Source organism: Prevotella sp. P6B1, assembly GCF_000702825.1.
In the GTDB taxonomy this organism is placed as follows: Bacteria; Bacteroidota; Bacteroidia; order Bacteroidales; family Bacteroidaceae; genus Prevotella.
Window position 1 is genome coordinate 124,147 of the sequence record NZ_JNKF01000011.1, and the last position, 19,827, is coordinate 143,973.

At 42.9% G+C, this 19,827-nt stretch carries 22 protein-coding genes and 1 pseudogene; 18 read left to right on the top strand and 5 right to left on the bottom strand.

Annotated features, from left to right (window positions below; translation table 11 throughout):
* Positions 1–104 precede the first annotated feature (104 nt).
* The 4 genes from T495_RS0104530 (at position 105) to T495_RS0104545 (ending at position 7,509) form a co-directional block, all read left to right on the top strand.
* Positions 105–3,422, top strand: a complete 3,318-nt coding sequence (locus T495_RS0104530) for a helicase-related protein (protein ID WP_033147784.1) — start codon at positions 105–107, stop codon at positions 3,420–3,422.
* Positions 3,423–3,431: 9 nt separating this feature from the next.
* Positions 3,432–6,494, top strand: coding sequence for an N-6 DNA methylase (locus tag T495_RS0104535; protein WP_051523064.1), 3,063 nt, complete (start codon positions 3,432–3,434; stop codon positions 6,492–6,494).
* A 3-nt stretch (positions 6,495–6,497) separates the two neighbouring features.
* The gene (locus tag T495_RS0104540; RefSeq protein ID WP_028903526.1) at positions 6,498–6,833 is read left to right on the top strand and encodes a hypothetical protein; all 336 of its coding nucleotides are present in this window, start codon (positions 6,498–6,500) and stop codon (positions 6,831–6,833) included.
* Between the two features lie 67 nt (positions 6,834–6,900).
* Positions 6,901–7,509 carry a hypothetical protein gene (locus T495_RS0104545; protein ID WP_231480221.1) on the top strand — a complete coding sequence of 203 codons (609 nt, stop codon included), beginning with the start codon at positions 6,901–6,903 and terminating at the stop codon, positions 7,507–7,509.
* A gap of 5 nt (positions 7,510–7,514) precedes the next feature.
* Here T495_RS0104545 and T495_RS0104550 read toward each other — a convergent pair whose 3' ends face one another.
* Together T495_RS0104550 and T495_RS0104555 are read right to left on the bottom strand one after the other, a co-directional pair.
* The gene (locus T495_RS0104550) at positions 7,515–7,922 is read right to left on the bottom strand and encodes a putative toxin-antitoxin system toxin component, PIN family (protein WP_028903528.1); all 408 of its coding nucleotides are present in this window, start codon (positions 7,920–7,922) and stop codon (positions 7,515–7,517) included.
* Positions 7,919–8,155, bottom strand: coding sequence for a hypothetical protein (locus T495_RS0104555; protein ID WP_028903529.1), 237 nt, complete (start codon positions 8,153–8,155; stop codon positions 7,919–7,921). Before T495_RS0104555 ends, T495_RS0104550 begins: the two co-directional genes overlap by 4 nt.
* Before the next feature lie 211 nt (positions 8,156–8,366).
* Between T495_RS0104555 and T495_RS0104560 the strand changes: the two genes are divergently transcribed.
* From T495_RS0104560 to T495_RS0104595, 8 genes are all read left to right on the top strand, one after another.
* Positions 8,367–8,585: a hypothetical protein gene (locus T495_RS0104560; RefSeq protein ID WP_028903530.1), complete on the top strand. Its 219-nt coding sequence runs from the start codon at positions 8,367–8,369 to the stop codon at positions 8,583–8,585.
* A 307-nt stretch (positions 8,586–8,892) separates the two neighbouring features.
* Complete coding sequence (locus T495_RS0104565; protein WP_155993444.1) at positions 8,893–10,071, top strand: hypothetical protein; 1,179 nt, start codon at positions 8,893–8,895, stop codon at positions 10,069–10,071.
* 231 nt (positions 10,072–10,302) lie between these two features.
* Complete coding sequence (locus T495_RS0104570) at positions 10,303–10,578, top strand: hypothetical protein (protein WP_033147786.1); 276 nt, start codon at positions 10,303–10,305, stop codon at positions 10,576–10,578.
* A gap of 86 nt (positions 10,579–10,664) precedes the next feature.
* Complete coding sequence (locus T495_RS0104575; RefSeq protein WP_155993446.1) at positions 10,665–11,051, top strand: hypothetical protein; 387 nt, start codon at positions 10,665–10,667, stop codon at positions 11,049–11,051.
* Positions 11,048–13,423, top strand: a complete 2,376-nt coding sequence (locus T495_RS0104580; RefSeq protein WP_033147788.1) for a DUF3987 domain-containing protein — start codon at positions 11,048–11,050, stop codon at positions 13,421–13,423. The genes T495_RS0104575 and T495_RS0104580 overlap by 4 nt, the downstream gene beginning before the upstream one ends.
* A gap of 40 nt (positions 13,424–13,463) precedes the next feature.
* Positions 13,464–13,832 carry a hypothetical protein gene (locus T495_RS0104585; RefSeq protein ID WP_033147789.1) on the top strand — a complete coding sequence of 123 codons (369 nt, stop codon included), beginning with the start codon at positions 13,464–13,466 and terminating at the stop codon, positions 13,830–13,832.
* Complete coding sequence (locus T495_RS0104590) at positions 13,813–14,232, top strand: hypothetical protein (RefSeq protein WP_033147790.1); 420 nt, start codon at positions 13,813–13,815, stop codon at positions 14,230–14,232. The genes T495_RS0104585 and T495_RS0104590 overlap by 20 nt, the downstream gene beginning before the upstream one ends.
* A gap of 290 nt (positions 14,233–14,522) precedes the next feature.
* Positions 14,523–14,996 carry a methylglyoxal synthase gene (locus T495_RS0104595; RefSeq protein WP_051523066.1) on the top strand — a complete coding sequence of 158 codons (474 nt, stop codon included), beginning with the start codon at positions 14,523–14,525 and terminating at the stop codon, positions 14,994–14,996.
* Between the two features lie 107 nt (positions 14,997–15,103).
* Here the strand turns inward: T495_RS0104595 and T495_RS15800 are convergent, their stop codons facing one another.
* Complete coding sequence (locus tag T495_RS15800) at positions 15,104–15,262, bottom strand: hypothetical protein (protein WP_155993448.1); 159 nt, start codon at positions 15,260–15,262, stop codon at positions 15,104–15,106.
* A gap of 216 nt (positions 15,263–15,478) precedes the next feature.
* On the opposite strand from T495_RS15800, the gene T495_RS14900 reads away from it, so the two are divergent.
* A complete protein-coding gene (locus tag T495_RS14900) occupies positions 15,479–15,952 on the top strand; it encodes a thioredoxin family protein (protein ID WP_231480223.1) in 474 nt (157 codons plus the stop codon).
* Positions 15,953–16,227: 275 nt separating this feature from the next.
* On the opposite strand, the gene T495_RS0104605 is transcribed toward T495_RS14900, so the two are convergent.
* Both T495_RS0104605 and T495_RS0104610 read right to left on the bottom strand, forming a co-directional pair.
* Positions 16,228–16,434, bottom strand: coding sequence for a hypothetical protein (locus T495_RS0104605; protein ID WP_028903538.1), 207 nt, complete (start codon positions 16,432–16,434; stop codon positions 16,228–16,230).
* Between the two features lie 46 nt (positions 16,435–16,480).
* Complete coding sequence (locus tag T495_RS0104610) at positions 16,481–17,215, bottom strand: DUF1349 domain-containing protein (RefSeq protein WP_231480224.1); 735 nt, start codon at positions 17,213–17,215, stop codon at positions 16,481–16,483.
* A 136-nt stretch (positions 17,216–17,351) separates the two neighbouring features.
* Here T495_RS0104610 and T495_RS16325 point away from each other — a divergent pair.
* From T495_RS16325 to T495_RS0104630, 5 genes and pseudogenes are all read left to right on the top strand, one after another.
* Positions 17,352–17,420, top strand: a pseudogene (locus T495_RS16325) (DUF4113 domain-containing protein); the annotation flags it as partial.
* Positions 17,421–17,834: 414 nt separating this feature from the next.
* On the top strand, positions 17,835–18,509 hold the full coding sequence (locus tag T495_RS0104620) for a hypothetical protein (protein ID WP_028903541.1): 675 nt from the start codon (positions 17,835–17,837) through the stop codon (positions 18,507–18,509).
* A 27-nt stretch (positions 18,510–18,536) separates the two neighbouring features.
* Positions 18,537–19,106 (top strand): DUF4468 domain-containing protein, encoded by a 570-nt coding sequence (locus T495_RS0104625; RefSeq protein ID WP_155950084.1) that lies wholly within the window; start codon positions 18,537–18,539, stop codon positions 19,104–19,106.
* Positions 19,107–19,265: 159 nt separating this feature from the next.
* Positions 19,266–19,394: a hypothetical protein gene (locus T495_RS16270; RefSeq protein WP_255327033.1), complete on the top strand. Its 129-nt coding sequence runs from the start codon at positions 19,266–19,268 to the stop codon at positions 19,392–19,394.
* A 2-nt stretch (positions 19,395–19,396) separates the two neighbouring features.
* On the top strand, positions 19,397–19,738 hold the full coding sequence (locus T495_RS0104630; protein WP_033147791.1) for a cupin domain-containing protein: 342 nt from the start codon (positions 19,397–19,399) through the stop codon (positions 19,736–19,738).
* Positions 19,739–19,827: the final 89 nt, after the last annotated feature.

The following is a 19,827-nucleotide window of genomic DNA, read 5'->3' on the forward strand; positions in this document are numbered from 1 at the left end:
GGGGACATTGATAAGCGCCAATCCGCGCTTTTTCATGTCCTATGGTTCTTAGTGCCTATTCTAATCCGAACAGAGTCCTTTCGCTCTAAAACTATAGCGTAGATATGGCTGACGTACCTATGTCTTCTCGTTTCTTTACTAACAGAGACGGGAATACTTTGATGAAGGAATTTGAGGGTATTCTTGAGAATAATCCTCAGGTTAAGAATCTTGATGCAGTTGTGGGTTTTCTGCGTGCATCAGGCTATTTCACTTTGCGTCCGTTTCTTGATGGTATTAACAAGGTCCGCATATTGATTGGTATCGATGTAGACAAATATATAGCCAGAGCCCACCAGAAAGGTGAACTCTTTTTTGGTGCAGAAGATGAGGTGAAAGAAGAATGTCTCCGCATGTTGAGACAAGATATCGAACAGTCACACTATACCAAGAAGGTAGAAGATGGTATGCTTCAGATGGTTCAAGACATGATTGATGGAAAACTTGAACTACGTGCTCATCCTTCTAAGAAGATTCATGCTAAGCTGTATATACTTTACCCAGACAACTTTAATCAACATACACTAGGTACTGCCATAACTGGTAGTAGTAACCTTAGTGGCAATGGATTGGGTATTGGCGATGATAAACAATATGAGTTTAATGTAAAGTTAACCCAGTACGAGGATGTGGCTTTTGCCAAACATGAATTTGAACTACTCTGGGAGGAAGCTAAGAATGTACCTATTAATGCCGAAGACTATCAGGCTGCACTTGATAAGACCTATCTTAAAGGCGATGTAACTCCATACGAGTTATATATCAAGATGCTGATGGAATACTTCTCCGACCGCGTGTTAGCTGTAGATCAGGATGATCCATTCGATATGCCAGAAGGATACGATAAGTTTGAATATCAGATGGACGCCGTAGTCGAAGGCTATCAAAAGTTGATTCGCTATGATGGTTTCTTCTTGGCAGATGTTGTGGGACTTGGTAAGACGGTGATTGCCACCATGATAGCTAAGAAGTTCTTGATAGAGAATGGTCGTGATAATACCAAGATTCTGGTGGTATACCCACCTGCAGTAGAGCAGAACTGGATAACCACATTTAAAGACTTTGGTATTGAGAAGTATGCTTGTTTTGTTTCAAATGGTAGTCTGAACAAGGTGTTGGACGATGATTACTATAAGATTTGGAATGCCGACGAGTACGACCTTGTGCTTGTAGACGAAGCGCATAAATTCCGTAATCACACTACGGGTGCTTTCCAGCAACTACAGGAGATATGTAAAATGCCGCGCGTAGAAACGGGCAACATACCAGGCTATAAGAAGAAGGTGATGCTGATTTCGGCTACCCCTATGAACAATACGCCTGCTGATATCTATTATCAGATCCTGATGTTCCAAGACCCACGCCATTGTACCATAGATGGTGTACCAAATCTTACGGCATTCTTCTCACCATTGGTTGTAGAATTCCGCAAGTTCCGCAAACAAGAGAATTTTGATATCAGGCAGTTTAAGAAGTTGGCTGAACGAGTAAGAGATAGGGTAATAAAACCTCTGACCGTGCGCCGTACCCGTACTGATATTGAGAGTGTGGTTCGTTACAACAAAGATATTAGTGGATTCCCTAAGGTGGCGAATCCAATCAAGAAAGAGTATGAGCTTAACGACCATCTGGCTAACCTCTTTGAGGATGCCATGAAGACGCTTGATAAGGGGCTTCATTATGCACGTTACCAAGCAATTGCCTACTTGAAGCCCGAGGTTTCGAATGGCCTTTATGACAATGCAGAAGTGATAAGCCGCAGTTTGGCAGGTATCCGTAAGAATGGATTGGTAAAACGACTGGAAAGCAGTTTCTATGCTTTCAGAAAATCGCTCGACAATTTCCGCCAAGCAAATCAGAATATGCTAACCATGTGGGAGAATGATAAGATATTTATAGCTCCCGATATGGATATTAACCAGTTGATTGATAAGGGACTCAGCGAAGATGAAATAGAAGAGAAACTGAACGAGAAGGCTGAAATAAACCCAAAGAACGCTGTGTTTAAGCGTGATGACTTTAAGCCAGAATATATCGACATGCTTCGTGATGATCAGAAACTACTCGATGATATGTGGTTGGAGTGGGAGTGTATCAGCGATGATGACGATTCAAAGTTTGCCAAGTTCGAAGACTTGTTGAAACACGAACTCTTTAAGAGCGACAAGAATATCGAGGGAAAGCTTGTAGTATTCTCCGAGTCGGTTGATACTGTAGAATATCTGGCTAAACGCATAGGGCGTGATGATGTACTGGTAATATCAGCCCAGAACCGCAGCCAGTTGTTTAAGACTATCCGCGAGAATTTTGATGCCAACTGGAAAACTAAAAAGAATGATTATAACATCATCCTTACATCAGATGTACTTGCTGAAGGTGTAAACCTGCATCGTTCAAACATTATTATTAATTATGATACCCCTTGGAATTCGACTCGACTGATGCAACGTATTGGTCGTGTTAATCGAATCGGATCTAAGTCGGACACTATATATAATTATGTGTTCTATCCATCGCGGCAGGGTAATAAGCAAATTAAGCTGAACCAGATTGCGCTTAGTAAGATACAAACCTTTCACACTACTTTTGGCGAGGACAACCAGATTTACTCCACTGAAGAGATTATTGATCGCGACTTGGATAAACTCTTTAAAGAAGGAATTAAGCGCGAGCAGGAAGATCGTAATCTTGAACTTCCATATTACGAGGAATTGCGCAGTCTGTATCAGCAAAACCGCAGAGAATATCGACGCATAGAACGCTTGTCACTTCGTAGTAGAACTGGTCGTGAACCACGTGAAATAGATGGAGTAACGCTTACTAATGATACGCTGGTATTCCTGAAAACTAATTTCCGCAAGCTGTTCTATCTTGTAAACGATGAACAAACCAGGGAGCTTTCTGTACTTGATGCTTTGAGCTATTTCAAGGCCACGCCCGAGGAGAAGGCTGTGCCAAGAATAGCCCAACACCACGACCATGTAGATAAGGCAGTCATAAAATTCAAAGCTGCAAAGGAAGAGGAACTTCAGGAGGAAGAGTCGAATCAAGGTCAGCGCAGTAATCTTGGTGCCCAGGTAACAACAGCTGTTAGCTTGATTAACAGCATGTTACCCCACATAGAAGATGGTGATACACGCCTGAAACTTGTCCAACTGAAGGAACTTGCTGAGCGAGGTACCATTACCTACATAGCTAAACGCTTGCAGCGAATACAGAAAGACTTGATGCGACAAGGTGGTAGCAAAGCAAAGATGACTTTCGATGACGCCTTGAAACAAGTCCTGGAAATGGCTAATCACTATAACGCTTATTATCGCGACACCCAAAAGGCAGAAGAGGAATCGGATGCTACTATCATTTTATCAGAATCGTTTAAATAACCTCAAGATATGGATTACAGACCTATTATTGAATCGAGATATAATCGTGAGAGTTGGCAGAAACTGCTGCATGACATATTCAACGGAAAAGAAAAGTTCTGGGCTACACCATCAGTTGTACCCACAAGCAGCCCGTTTGCCAAACAAGCACTCTGGCTTGGTACAATCACGTTGAGCGATGAACAGACCATTGCTATTTATGAGGTTGAACTATCTGATAGTGTTGATATAGAGCGTAATCGTCGTGGTATACGTGATATGCTGTTGAGCTCGTGGCGCAATAACGGCAATGCTGGAGCGTTTATGTTCTGCTATCGTAAGAACGAGAGCGTTCTTCGATTCTCTTACGTCAGCGAATCGTGGAAATTTGCCGATGATGGTAGTTATCAGAAGGAGTCTACCGATACCCGCCGTTTCACTTATCTTCTTGGCGAAGGGCATCGTAGCCGTACAGCTATTCAGCAGTTCGAGAAATTGCGTGATAGTTCACTATCACTAAAAGACCTTACCAAAGCCTTCTCGGTAGATGCAGTGAGCGATATGTTCTTTGATGGCTACAAAAAGCAATACGAAGACATTATCCAGTATGTTACAGGTAAGCGAATGGTTAAGGTGGCCAATAAGTGGGAAGAGCAGATTAAGAACGATCCTTGCGAGGAGATTATGCAGGAGTTTGCCCGATTCCAGAATCCCGAAAAAGCCGTTCGCGACTATGTTAAGAAGTTGATGGGACGCATCGTGTTCCTTCAGTTCCTACAGAAGAAAGGCTGGATGGGTGTGCCCGTCAATAAAGAGTGGGGTGAGGGAGATACTGAGTTTATCCAGACTCTATTCGAGAATTCTACTGACAAGGACCACTTTGTGGATGAAGTTCTCGAACCACTATTTGACGATTTGAACTCAGAGCGTGCCAATGATTTGGTATCGCCAAAAGTTGGCAGAAACATACGCGTACCATATCTTAATGGAGGATTGTTTGAACGTGAGGCTACTGATGAGACAGCCTTCCCGTTGCCGGCTAAGTATATGAAGAGTATGCTCGACTTCTTCGCATCTTACAACTTCACTATCGACGAGAACGATCCTGACGATGCAGAGGTTGGCGTAGACCCAGAAATGCTTGGTCGTATCTTCGAGAATCTGCTTGAGGATAATAAGGATAAAGGTGCTTTCTATACGCCAAAGGAGATTGTTAGTTACATGTGTCGTGAAAGTCTGATAGCCTATTTGCAGACAGACATTGAAAACGAACAGCAGAAAGAGGCTATTCGCGAATTTGTTACAAACCACAAGGTGCAAGAGCATTTGCCTGAGAATGTAGATCAACGACTGAAAGATGTGAAGATTTGCGACCCAGCCATTGGATCGGGTGCATTCCCCATGGGATTACTGAAAGAGTTGTTTTTATGTCGTACAGCTCTTGAAGGCATTACTCAAAGCAAAGCCGCAGAAATCAAGAAACACATCATCCAGCAGAATATATATGGTGTAGATATTGAACGTGGTGCAGTAGACATTGCTCGCCTCCGTTTCTGGCTATCGCTGATTGTTGACGAAGAAACTCCACAAGCGTTGCCAAACCTCGACTTCAAGATTATGCAAGGTAACTCGTTGCTGGAGCAATATAAAGGAATTGATTTGTCAACAATGACAGAAGCAAAATGGAACAAAAATGAGTCTCTTTCGCTTTTTGAGGATATGCTTGACGTTTATAGACGAGAGATGCGTATTATGATAACTCAATATTATGATTGTACTAATAGAGATGATAAGAAGAAACTAAAAGCAGAAATACTGGAAAATGTTGAGAACCAATTAATAGAACAACATGTAAATGTTAATGCTATTAATGTTAATTTGAACGGTAATGATCAGTTCTTTTTATGGCATACATGGTTCTTTGATGTGTTCTCGCAAGGCGGTTTTGATATAGTTATTGGTAATCCACCTTATTTCGTTTATCAAGAGAATCATGTTGGTGAAATAAAAGAATTACGAAACATAAAGGAATATAAAATCGCTTTTGGAGGGAAATTAAATGCCTATAAACTTTTTATAGCTAATGCTTTAAATGTTTTGTGTAGAGAAGACGGAATTATGTGTGTAATATGTCAGAATTCGCTTTTGGCGGATCGACAGGCAACATGTTTAAGAAAGCACATATTTGAGAATGCACAATTCATATCTATTGATTCTTTTCCAGAAAGAGATAGCAAAAAGAAACGGGTGTTTGAGAGTGTTAAAATGAGTGTCTGCATCCCAATTGTTAGGAAAAGAAAAACTAAGGATTATTTTCAAGTATATATATGGGATGACAAATATAAAAAATCAGGATTAGAGACAAAGTTTAACAATATTGAGATAAAATCTATGGATGCTGTTGATTACGCTATTCCTAGATTAAAGTCAGAATATACTCCTATTGTTATTAAGATAATCAATTGTAAACATTTTGGTTTGAAATGCATCGAAGGAGAACTAAATATGACGTTTCACAAGAAGTATTTTACTGATAAAAGAACTAATCCAACAATATTAAAAGGTGCGGCTATTCAGAGATATTATTATACATTACAGATGAGTCAGGGTGAGATAGAATACCTAGATGAGAAGATGTATCTTAGAGATTATGGTAATACTGAGAAATCCAAACATCACAATTATCAACGTATTGCAATGCAAGGTATGACTGGTGCAAACGATAAGGTTCGTATTGTTATGGCATTGGTTCCAGAAGGGTATTATCTTGCTAATTCTTGTAATTATCTTTCTGCCCCAGAAGGAATTGATATTTATGCATTATTAGGTATTTTGAATTCAAAATTGATAAATTGGTTCTTTAGATGTTTTAGCACCAATAGTAATGTCAATGGATATGAAATAGATAATTTACCAATTCCTGATATACAGGATGACGTTCAACTTGACTTAAGGAAACTTGTAATTTCCGTAATGGAAAATAAAAAACAAAATAATTATGCAGATACGCAAGATGAGGAATCAAGGATAGATGAAATTGTATATAAGTTGTATGATTTGACTAAAGATGAAATTAAAATAATAGAAGAATAAGCAATGGAAGAAATTATTGTTAGAAAAAGAAAATCGCCAGCAAAGACTCTTAAAGTTAAAATAGAGGGTAAGGTTATAGCTGGCTCAAAGGCAACAGAGATCTTTGTTAGTGCCATAAAAAGAATTGGGCCTGAAAAGATTGCAGAATCTACTAATTTTAAAGTAGATGGATTGCCATTCATTGTGAAAGAGAGAGATAATCGTAAACAAATGAATTTCCTTGGGAATGATTGGTATGTTTGTACACATATGTCTACTAATGCTAAAAAACTATTTTTAAGTAGAATCGCTCGTTCATTAAATATAAGAATGTCTGTAGAGTTAGTTACCCCAGAATAAACAAAAACAACATAACAATCATTTAACAAGAAGAATTATGTCACGTCTGAGCGATTTATACAAGGCAATGGAAACATTGCGAAAAGAGGGAGTCTCGACTGATGACCTCGAGAAGAAAGTTGGTAAACTGGAGGAGGAAATCATAAAGAAGGAAATCCTCCCTGTGGTAACAGAAACCATTGCTCCTGCATTAAAACCTGTTCAACGCGAGCTGGTGTTGGTGGTTGACTATCATCCTGACGAGCCAGTACGTGTATCGTTGTCTCGTAAGAAGAACATTGCTGAACTGATAGACGCGAAACTCTTGGAAATTGATCCTGAGGTAGAACACAAGGAGTTGGGACCAAGAAAAAACAAGTCGGGTAAGATAGCTCCCAAGACGGGACTCTGCATATACAGAAAAGATAAGTCTGTTTTGCAAGAGCATGATGCTGCAACCACATTCACCGCAGCTATCGTTGAGGCTGGATTGGTTAAGGTTCGTGAACTAGGACTTAAATTCTGTCGCGTTAATCTTGTATCTACCACAAAAGACAAGAAGTATGGGCATGCTCAGCGTGAAGCAGCTCCAGGATTATATGTGCTGACTCATAGCAGCACCAAGGACAAAAAGAAGATGCTGGATAAAATCAACGAAGTTCTGAAAATGGGATGGAAGATTGAAATCGTAAAATAGTGAAGCTATCGCAGAATACTCAGAAACTCGTCGATATCAATAACCTCGATTTTGGGGAATGGAGTGTTGCGGAGAACATCGTAATGATGGTCTTGGGTTACGATGTATTTTGCGTTGGCTTTAAAGGCACAATCCACGAACTTGTCATCGTCAGGATCGGCTGTGATAAGGCGAAGATGATAATACACCTGAACCATTCTAGTATTTGGGAGGTCGAGAAGGGCTTGAATGATATTGGATGCAATCTGAGGACCAACCTTTTGGGTAAGAATCTCTTCGTATTCGGCCAAGATCTCATTGGTAACGCAAAGAGTATATTTGCCATCTACGAAATCTCGCCAGACGGGATAGTATTGGCTGCGACGCGAGAGAGACATCAGCAGACAATTGGTATCAAGAACGATGTTCATCATTGGTTATATGGCGTGCGCATGTGTTCGTTCTTCCATTCTTCAATGACGGTATCATTGATTTTGCCTTCGTCCCAAAGACGATCCATGGCATCTTCTGCCTGCTTGGCGAAATACTGTCCGAGCAAGCGGCGAATGTCTTTCATCTCCTCTTCTGATTTGACTCTGGAAATAAGTTCCAGCATCTCAATCTGGAATGGGGTGAATGGCGATGATTGTAAATTTGGTGCATCCATATTCAATCTCCTTTTATGTTATGTTTGGGTGCAAATGTACGATAAATATGCGAAATATGCAAATAATTAGCTAAAAACTTGAAAATATCGCAATTGATGAAGAAAAAAGAGAACTGTTATTTCTTTTTTTTCTATACTATATATTTGAGAGCAGCAGAAATATTTGGCTGTTTCAGATAAATATAGTAAATTTGCAAAATAAAAGGTAATTATGGCAAAAGATCTAACGACATCTGCTATTGAGAGGCAGAACATTCTGAATAACACTGTGGCATTGCCCAGGATTCAGAACGAACTTGGGGTGAAAGTCCTTGAGTTCGAAGGAAGGTATGTTTTGACCAAGCAAATGGTCGCTGATTACTATGGTGTTGATGAAAGAACCATTGAGCGTTTTTTGGCAGCTAACGAGGAGGAATTAACCCACGTATGAAACGGACGCTATTAAGTTCTATAAATATCTGATAGGAGAGTATGAATTGACGGAGGATGAAGCTATAATGTATTTAGATACATGAATATTTGTGATTAGTCAACATGTTAAACTTATGATCTATAGGAGGGCAAAGATATGATAACATAAGATTTTTCCGTATAAATTTGGGCGGATAAAAGATTTGCACTATCTTTGCACACAGAAAATCTTATTTTGCTCCGTCTCTGCTTTCTTTAATAAGATTTCATTTCTGCCCGTCTTTTTCTTTAGAATAACTAAGCAAATTTAATCACCTAATTCCACTATGAATAATGTTACTAACGAGATTGTAAGATCTCAACTTGGGGGCGCTCTGCTTACTGGCTACAGTGCTACCCCTGAATATCTAACCAAACTTAAAAAGAACATAAGCCTTGTTAGAGAAATAGCCAGACAGTATTGCGATTTGACTATCACCGATGTTGATAGCAGAATCTACTTTGTGCGTTACTTCGTGATGATTATTAAAGATGTAAACAAATTCCTGCCAACCTATATCGACGAGCTGCGTCCGGGACGGCGTTTGGAGGCTTTCTGTATTTCGTCGGGCGTGCATCGCGATGACGTGTTCTGGAAGTGGTGCGATACTGTGTGCTGCGATATGGAAGGGCAGGTGGTGTATCACCATCTGAAAGAGAGTCTTGACGAGCTGCGTGAACTGTTAGCTGAGGCTGAGAACGCGATGATGCATTGCGATCCTGAGATATTCGAGCGATTTTTCTATATCGAGGAGCAACACTATAGCAGCTCAGGTGTGACGAGACGATTCGAAACGTGGCTGTATGATAACGGCTATCCCGACATCGACAAGCTGCGTGAGTTGCAGGCGCAGGTGGTAGCTGAGACATTAAAGATGGGAGTGCTGGACTTTGCTAAAACACCATCGCAAAAGGAGATTGACGAGGTGGATCGCGACACGCTGAAAGGACTACTTCCTTACGATTTCGAGATGACAGCGGATTTCATAGTGGCTTGTGCCAAATGGCGCCGATTTATGCATTGGGATGGCTACACACTCGTTGTGAACTATAAGAAATACGGGAAATACATACAGGCGCATTTCTACGACTTTAGCGACAAGCAGCTTCAGGCCATATTTGAATTGGATATGATGGTGCATCTCATCAATGAAGAGCTGGCGAGATTGAATCAGGTATCTACGATTACTATCACTAATCACGTGCCGGAGGAAGAGCTCTTTAAGTTTATCCACCCCTCGATAAGTGGCGAAGAGGAGTGGCAGATTCATGAAGAGGTGAAACGCCTGGTAACTCACCACGGTATACAGGAGATTTGCCAGTATCTTTATCAGATGGCCAAGGATAAGAGAATTCTCCTGCCACAAATGCCATCGGCAGCCTATGCAGAGCTGGTGCGTATGGGCATGCCAACAACAGCAGGATTTAGCGAGAAATACTTTAAAAACCACTATAGAATCATATAGTATAAGGGATATCAAGGGATATTAAGGGATATCCGGGGATATTAGGGGATAGTAAGGGACGGTATCGTTCAATACTATCCCTTGTTCATATATTGTACTTAACTTTGCATCGTCGAAAGATGAAAACATCGAGTAGACGGTGTTGATTGACATTTTGATACACAGATGAATTTGAGAATAGTTAACGCGCGTTTTTACGCGTACATTATTAATATTAAATTTTTAAACAAAATGGAAAGTAAAATTTTTAGAGTTAAGAAGTGCGGAGTGATGACCTCCGTACAGAGTGAGAAAAGCGAGATCGGCGTGCTGCAGAAGCGTACGCTGGTTCTGCAAGAGCTGGGTGGCAAGTATGCCAACTGCTATGTGGTGATAGTGCTGGGGAATCTGGCGACTATCGAATGGGCAGAGAATCAGCTTGTGGTTGCTGATTTGAGATTCCAGACGCACGAGTACAACGGACAAGTGTTTATGGATGTTGTAGCTAACGAGATTGTAAAACTGTAATTAATTTCTGAGTTGGAGTGAGGAGGATGTTCTCGAGTAAATGGCCAAAGAATCCGATCTTCTTCTCGCTTAAAACTTAGAAAAAAATGAAAACAAGAAATTCAAACTTATTAGGAGAACAGGTAATGGTTGAGGGCTTGATGGCCTTTGGCAAGTTGGAAACAGGTGAGCGCACACTCGACTTTGAGTGTTGCGAGGATGTGGCGGCAGAGCCATTCCAAGGCATCTTCAAGGTGCAAGGGATGCGCGACGGGAATGTGTATATGACCGAGAAACCTAAACGGCACAAAAACAAACCGATATTCCGCGATGATAACTGCTCGTTATCACACGGACAGAACCATAAATATTACTTCGTGTTTACTATGGACGATGACAGCCTTCCTGAGTTGCCGCAGAAGCTGGTGCAGCAGGCTGGCAATATATCGCGGAAGGTGCTGAAGATGATATTTGAAAAGGAGGCATTGGGATGAGTTGCCACTTTGTTTACCAAAAGGATGGGGGCGCAAAGTTTATGCGCCCCATCCATAACAGAGAGGAATACTTGCAGCTGCGCGATTCGGAGAGGCAGCGCCTGGTGCTGCAGGCCGTGCGCAAGGGTAGCGAGGAGCAGAAACACCAGCTGGTGCAGTTTAATTACAGCTGTCTGCCCAATGATGATGGCTCGCTGAAGGGTTCGAAAACGGCTTCTAAGTCGGTAGGTATGGATATCGACTTCAAAGCGCCTAAAGATCTTTCTGCCCAAGAGCAGCAGGCTTGGCTGGCGAAGCAGATGGCCGGAGTGCCCGAGTTGGTATTGTCGAAGCGTGATGAGCTTGGCTTGCTGATGCTAGAGCGTTCGGCCACCAAAGGCTTTCATCTGGTGTTTCGTCGCCACGAAGACCTCTCGCAAGAGGAAAATCTGCAGTGGGCCAGCGAACTGCTCGGCGTGGCTTTTGATGATAAGGCTAAGGATATTACGAGAGTCTTTTTCACAACAACTGCTGATGCGGATGAGCTGCTTTTTCTGGACGATGAGTTGTTTGATATGACCGCAGCTAATCAAACCACCCCTGCCCCCTCCTTACTCATTCTTGGACAAGCCAAGCGGCAGAGCCGAGCGAAGGAGGGGAATTCGGCTGAACCTAATGAACAACGGAAGCAGTATCCCACGGCGTACCACGGGATTCCATTTGAGGCAATTATCCACAAATACTGGGAGGTGAACAACAAGGGGTTTGAGCCTACCGAGGGCGATAGGGATACACTCACGTTTCAGCTGGCCAGCGACCTGCGGCACATCTGCGGTAAAAACTTTGACTGGCTCGACCAGGTCATCCCCTGTTACGACGGATTCCCCATCGAGGAGAAACGCCAGAAGATTCGTAACGCCTTAGCATCGAAGTACGAGGGATTTCCCCAGCGATTGCGCGATACGCTGAATGCCTTTAAAGAGGAAGAAGAGCTTGATGAGACCACCCCTGACCCCTCCTCCTCAGGAGGGGAGTTGAATCTCAAGCGCCTGCCGCAGGGCATTAAGGACTCCATTGCGGCAGTGGGTCCGGCGTTGGCTATGCCGATAGTAACGGCTATCTGTCCTTGCATCGGCGCGTTGGCTACGGGCGTAAAGCTCGATGTTCACGGTCAGATGCGTGGACTCAATCTGATAGCCTATATCACTGGTGAGTTTGCCAGCGGCAAAGGCTCTATCGACCCTGTGATTGGTGCCTGGATGAGCGAAGTGCAGGCGCTCGACGATATGTATATCCAGCAGGAGGACGAATTCCGACGCAAGAAAAATGCGGCCAAGAACCAGAAGAATCAGCCCGAAGAACCCAAGCTGCCTGTGCGCTACATTACCTTTAATACGACGGTGGCCAACCTGGCCGAGCGATTGGCTAATGTTGAGGGTAAGCACGCCTTCTCGTTTACACCCGAAGCTGATATCGTGGCGCAGAAGTGGAAGTCGAGCATGAGTGATTTTTCTGTGATGCTGCGCCAGAGTTACGATGGCTCGCGTTACGACCGTGAGGCCCGCAGCGCCGAGGCTGTGAATGTGCATATCAAGCATCTGCTGTGGAACGTTACGATGTGCGGTACGCCCGATGCGCTGTATCGCGTGGTGACCAACTACACCGACGGATTTCAGAGTCGTATAGCCTTGGCTCAGACGCCCGATAATACCTATACGCCATTAGGGGATAAACCCGATATACTCTCTTCGCGACAAGCGGAGCGTATTCAGCAGATAGCGCATTTGCTGCCACTAATGACGGGCGAGGTAGTGCTGCCCAAACTCGAAGCCAGAGGTCGCGAGTGGCTGGAGCGCATTCGTCTGGAGTCGATGATGAACGACGATCGTGTAAAGGCTCGCGAGCGATTCCGTACCTGTGTCACCACCCAGCGCATGGTGTGCTGCATCATGCTCTGCAAGGTGTGCGAACAGCTGATACAGAAGCACGGACTCGTGGGCGCAGAAACTCAGCTGAAACAGCATCCCGACTTGTGGCGCGATATGCTGCTCAAGGTGCAGACACCGGCCATGCTCGATATCTACGATGTGATTGCTGACTCGCTGCTTGACAACGCGCTCTACTTTTTCCGTGAACGAATAGAAAACGCTTTTCGCAGTCGTAACTACATTGGAGGTAACGAGCGCCGCCGTCAAGGGAAAAACGATTCGATTTACGAGCGGTTGGATTTTGACTTCAGCCTCGATATGGCATTACAGCATAGTGTGAGTGTGAATGGGGCAGGAGTGTCGCGCAATCAAGTACACCAGATGCTGAAAAACTGGAGAAAGCAGGGGCTGATAACCCAGACCGGCCCTGCCCAGTACAGAAAGTTGCTTGGAAGCGTGTCATGATTGTCATGATTGTCATGAATGTCAAATGTCACTAAGGATTATGGAGATTCAAAATAACCAAGCATGCTTTGTGCAGCTCTGGCTATGGCTGGAGCGCACAAGGCGCCTCTTGCGAGGTCAGTATAAACGATTCTGCATCCGCAGCGTGATGAAATTATGGTTTGGCGGCGAGGCCACCGATGACTTTATTTGGCATGTGTGTATTGAGTGCGAGCAGACCGGCTGGGACGAGCTCCCACCGCCTAAGTTCTATCCACGCAAGCACCGCGAATTTTTGAGGGCTCTGATAACCATGAAGGTAGGGAAGCCCAAACTCTCTGAACTCGATGCCGCTTACAGCATCGCATTCCCACATAGTACACCATTAAACATTAATAAGAAAAAAAGAAATGTTACCAAGAGGAATTAGAAACAATAACCCACTGAATATCCGACGTAGTAAGGATAAGTGGAAGGGCCTCAGGGCCCAGCAGACTGACGCAGCATTCTGTCAGTTTGAGTCGATGGAGTACGGCTGGCGGGCAGCTTTCTGGCTGCTTACGCGTACCTACTACCACACGTACCGACTCTTTACCATCAGATCCATTATCCAGAAATGGGCCCCGCCGAATGAAAACAACACCAAGGCCTATATCGCCAACGTGAGTAAACTCACCGGCATCGCCCCTGATGAGCCGATAGGCATCCCCGGCGATCAGCCCGCCCGCTGGATGGCTGTAGCTGCCGCCATGGCGATACAAGAAACCGGCACCACCGCCCTAGATTACTTCGCCATGCTGCGTGGATGGGATTGGAGCCGCCAACATTAACTTTCAATAGGCCTGTCGCGATGACAGGCCTTTTTCAGTTTTCTATGAAATCATTTGGCCATCAACATAAAATAATGTATCATCGTAGGGAGCAGCATCATTCCAGTGATGCCGCTCCCTTGCTTTATATCAAACCTTTGACTTAAACCAAGAAATACCTGTTTCCTGCTTAGAAAGATTGTCATTTCGTTATCATACTAAGCAGAAATACCTACTTTTGCAGCGGATAACATACCGAAAAGGTATTAGATAAGGTAAGAAGATTGTTTAATTTTAAGAAAGGAGTTATTATGAAAGAAACACTTAACATTGCACTCGTTGCACACGATTCACGTAAGAATGAACTGCTGGATTGGGTCCGCTTCAATGCCGACCTACTTTCAAAGCATCATCTTTACGCTACAGGCACTACAGGTAAACTGATTAGCGAACTTAAATTCGGTACAGAAGAAGGTACAGAACACCCGTTCGAGGGTAAGGTGACACGACTGCTGAGCGGCCCATTAGGAGGCGACCAGCAGATTGGTGCTATGCTGGCTGAGGGTAAGATTGACATGCTGATATTCTTCTGCGATAACCTCGCTGTACAGGGACATCAGAACGATGTATCAGCCCTTAGTCGACTGGCATCGCTTTACAATATTGCATTTGCTACTAATCGTACTACTGCGGATATGTTGCTGACGTCAACACTACTGGGCGACGAGACATATACCCGCATCGTACCTGAGTGCATACAGCAATATGCCAACAGAAAGCTATAGGAAGTCTGAAACCACAGGGAATCTCATAGTAATATATGATTCCTTTTTTTTGCACAAAAAAAACAGGCAGCGTTTCGGCTGCCTTTCATACGGGTTGTGGAACTGCGTTAATTGTACCAGAGCTCTCCACCGAGCACCTGAACGCCTATCTTAGCATTTCTGCCTTCTTCTTGACCTGTGTACTCCTTGTACTGACGGCCATAATTGGATTCTTTCGTTCTTCGACTAGCGAAGCGAGTAAACTCGTGTTCCATAGATCTTTCCATTCAATAATTTATTCAAACAGCAAAAGTAATTGCTGCAAAGGTACGCCGAAATTTGGATATATGAAATACCATGCCGATAGTATTTCGCATCGCACAAATATGGTATTCTGGGAAATTCCTACTCAAGTTTAGGGATTTCCCATGCCCAGTTTAGGATTGTTCACGATTATTTTGTTATCTTTGCAGCAGAAATTAAACATAACTAAAAAGATTCATATGAAAAGAACGTTTTTAAGCCTATTGGCCGCTATCTGCATGACGATGACATTGAATGCACAGACGGCTTTGAAGAAAGTATACGACGAGAGTATTAATCCGCTTGACCAGATTGATCAGGCTGTAGTGAAAGCAAAGTCTGAGGGAAAGTATGTTATTTGCCAGGTGGGCGGTAACTGGTGTCCTTGGTGCTTACGTTTTGCAGACTTTATCACAAACGACTCCACAATCAGTAAGGTGATAGGCGAGAATTTTGTGTATATCCATGTCAACTACAATCCTCGTAAGTCCGAGGGTGTTGAAAAGGCCGAACAAGCTAAGGCACTGATGCAAAGACTCAATAATGCCGGACGTTTCGGCTTCCCCGTGTTTGTAGTACTTAATCATGAAGGCCAGGTTATCCATCTTCAAGATTCAAGTTTCCTTGAAGAAGGTAAGGGCTATAAACCAGGAAAAAGTGCTACGTTTCTTTAACAATTGGACTCCAAAAGCAGTTAATTGATAAACTATTATCGTCGCTACTTGGCGACGAGACATATTTAGGGAATTACAGGGAATCTCATGGTGATTCTATTAACGGCGACATCGGCCGCGAAAAGAAAAGAGTAGCCAAGCCATGGTTCAGCAAGAAATATTACGCCTCAGTCCTAAACCTCCGCGATTTCCTAGCCGATAACATCGGCCAAGAATTCACCGGCCTTGTAGCCAAATCCCTCGATGACAACTACCGCTGCTACCATCATTGAAAATCAAAGCATCTCACAAAGTTTATCTTCCCTGATAATCTTTGGCGCAGCTTTGCCAGCCAGCACCAACACCTTCTTGCCATTACGATAGATATGAAGCTGACGTGAACGGACAACTGCCGTCACCTCAGCATCGTCCTGCATGACCACCCACAACGGATGATAGACACCATCCACCTCAAACAACTTCTGCTGCAAGTGCGAACACATATTGGTTGTATCAAGTGTTCGTCATATTTCCACACCAATTTGGAACTTACTTGTCTGGTTGCTGACCATCGTGGGCTTTCCATGCACACTCAGTTATCTTCATGTCGGTGAACTTTGCCGTAAACGAGGACTCCTCTGGCGAGCAGGCATAAACACCGAAACTGATTTCGTCTGCACCGGCATACATGTGGCAGATGCGCATCTGACTGAAAGTCACACCGTCGGTTGAACACTCGATGCAGTAATCATCTTCACGGCGTGAAAAGCGATACCACATGGTTTTTACATCGGCAGGGATTGCCTGAGTTGCCCAATCGCTGTAGCCCTTATTGGTAACTACGCTGCCCAAGTGCTGGTACTCGTCATTCTCATATTCCACAGAGCCCTTCAGCCAGTTTTCTGAGTCAAGGTACATCACGACACCGCACTGATCAAAACGATGATGACTTTCCGTAAAGTCGGTCTTGACCACAAAGCTGAAAAACTTCTCGCGGGTTTTCATCTGTAGCACAGGGGCATTGTCATTCTGAAAATGATAGTAGGTGCGCTGCCATAGGTCAGTCTTGGGGGTTGTGGTGATAATGATAGTATCACTCTTCACCTCAAAAGCCTTAGGCTTTCTGGTCCACTGAAGGCTATCCAACGCTATGCAACCATTGTTGGCAAAAGCCTCTTTTACTTGGTCTGTAAACTCCATTGACGTTTCATTTTGTTTTGTCTGCTGTCCACAAGCCACGAGCATCATGGCGAGGCAAAGCATAGTTACATTTTTTATTCGCATATAAACTCCTTCTTTACGGTCTATATTATTAAACTTTGTTGCAAAAATAGGAAATTCTGAAGATTTATGATGATTTATGAGTAACTTTGCACAAAAAATTGAGAATATTTAAGGAAAGGCAAACGTCTTCGCCAACGCCATCAAGCACGATTTCAAAAGTCCGAACCCCACCACACGCTGGTCGGACATCATCAAATTGAAGTAGAGATTAAATCACCGCTGAACGCCGCCAATGCTCACGTATCCATTCACTGGCAGTTTTACCTGACTGTCGTTTACAGTCCGTCATCGCCACCGATTTGAAGGACAGCGTGGCCATAGCCACCCAGTCCCAGAATCTCAAATCGGCCACCAAGCAGAAATCTGCCCCCGCCACAAGCCCAAATCACTACGTGTTCTTCATATATATTGTTGTTACGTGTCTTATAATTATTTATCTGAAAAAGCGTTTTCAGTAAAATCTCGTGCTTATTAGTTAGAAATATTGGGTCAGCCGTGAGGTTCACCCAATTTTTTTCAATCCATACTTATCTTTTGCGTTAAATATATATAAGAAAATTAGATTTTTAGAAATTTATTGTATATTTGCAGAATAAAGTCTAACTAAATCTACTTTTGTATGAGAAATCTATTGATCCTTTTATTGACAATTCTTCTGCCCGCTGGCGTCATGTCCCAAACTGCTCAGAAACAGTCTAATAATACCACAAAAAAGCCAGTAATTACAGTTACTATGGGGCAAAAGTTAGCCAAGGCTTGTAGAAAATATCCCAAAACAATGGGAATGTCATTGGTAAGATGTAATAATATCCAAAACGACAATCAATATAATGCTAGTCTTTTTTTATTGGAAAAGGGTAGTGATAAAACCTGTGATAAATTTGTTGTATATCTTAGTGATGTGCATGGAAAAAACTTCTCGAACAAATTATTAGAAATCGGTTTCAATAACAATGAAATTTCCATAGCAAAGAGATTAGTAGATTATAAATCAAAAATCCCTGTAGCGACAGTCCTAATGTCTCAAAAACTTGCTATAGCATGTAAAAGATATCCTCAAACAATGGGGATGGCACTTGCTATGAGTTCAAAAGCAGAAACTACAGGTGCATTAAAATGGAATATTGCACTGATGGAAGAAGGCAACGAAGAGCTATGCGAGAAGTTATTGGTATGGCTTGAAGATATAACAGAAGAAGATTTTGCAGAAAATCTCATAGCTATAGGGTTCACTACCAAAGAAGTTGAATTAGCTCAAAGCATAGTTGCCTATGCCAAAAACATAAAGAAATAATTGATAATAATCATAAAACGTATAAGTATGAAGCATATTTTAATTACCACAGTGTTGTTTCTTGCGGCCATCTCCGCTAGTCCACAAGACATCGAACTGAACGATAAAGGTGAATACGAACGTAAAGAAGTTGTAGAAGTATCTGGAGCTACAGCAGCAACACTTTATGATCGTGCTATGATTGCCTTGTCAGAATGGAGCGGCCCAGACGGTAAAGCAAAGGCTGGTTTAGATTACCAAAACCAAGAGACTCATACAATCATCTACAAAGGAACCTATTATTTAGGCTTTAAGAAATTTATGATGAGTGGTTGGGAAAGATATGCAAACTTCTCCCTAAAAGTGAGATGCAAAGACGGTAAAGCACAAATAACAGTAAATGTGCCAACCATTACAGGCATTTATTTGCATAACGGAGTGAAAAAGACATATAATATTAATGAAGTTCTAGATGTAAAAGAGAAGTCTGGTAAAAAAAGAGCTGACCGAATAGAAGATCTAATTAACAATCTTCGCAAGAACGCTGATGCTCTCATAGCTGCCATGTCTGACAGACTTAAAGGAAGTGCAGCAGCCGAAGAAGATGATGATTTTTGAATAATGTTGTTTACCGGACATTTGATTCATTTGAAAATGTGTTTTAAGTAAACCTCGTGCTTTTAATTAAAAATGTTGGGTAATTCAGTGTGGGGGTTACCCATTTTTTTGTACCTTTGCCCCCGATAAGAATAATGTATAATAAATAGCACGAGATATATGAATCAAGAATATGCAAGGGTATCAGTTGAAATGCCCGAAAACGAAAATAAGAACACTCTCAGTCAGAATCTGACTTACGAAGTTGAGAACAAAGACATCAAGGATGAATTCACGCTAAAGTTTTAATCATGAAGAAGAATAGCGATTCCTACCAGATTGCCTCTGACATCCAATGGGAAAATGTCGGCGAGGGCGTCGTTCGCCAGATTATGGCATACGACGAACATTTGATGATGGTTAAAGTGAAGTGCGAGAAGGGAGTAGTAGGCCCTCTCCATCAGCATCCCCATACCCAGAGTACCTACGTGGCAAGCGGATGCTTCGAAGTATCTATCGGCGACGAAAAGAAGACTCTCAAAGCTGGCGATGGTTATTATGTAGCTCCCAACCTGCCACATGGCTGTGTCTGTTTGGAAGCAGGCATTCTTATCGACACCTTCACGCCGATGCGAAAGGATTTCCTCAAATAGAAATCCCTTCGAAATCGGCTATGATTTCAATCATAGATTGAGGTCATACCCGAAGAGTGTCCTGTACGCCCAATCCACCGGTAGGCAGC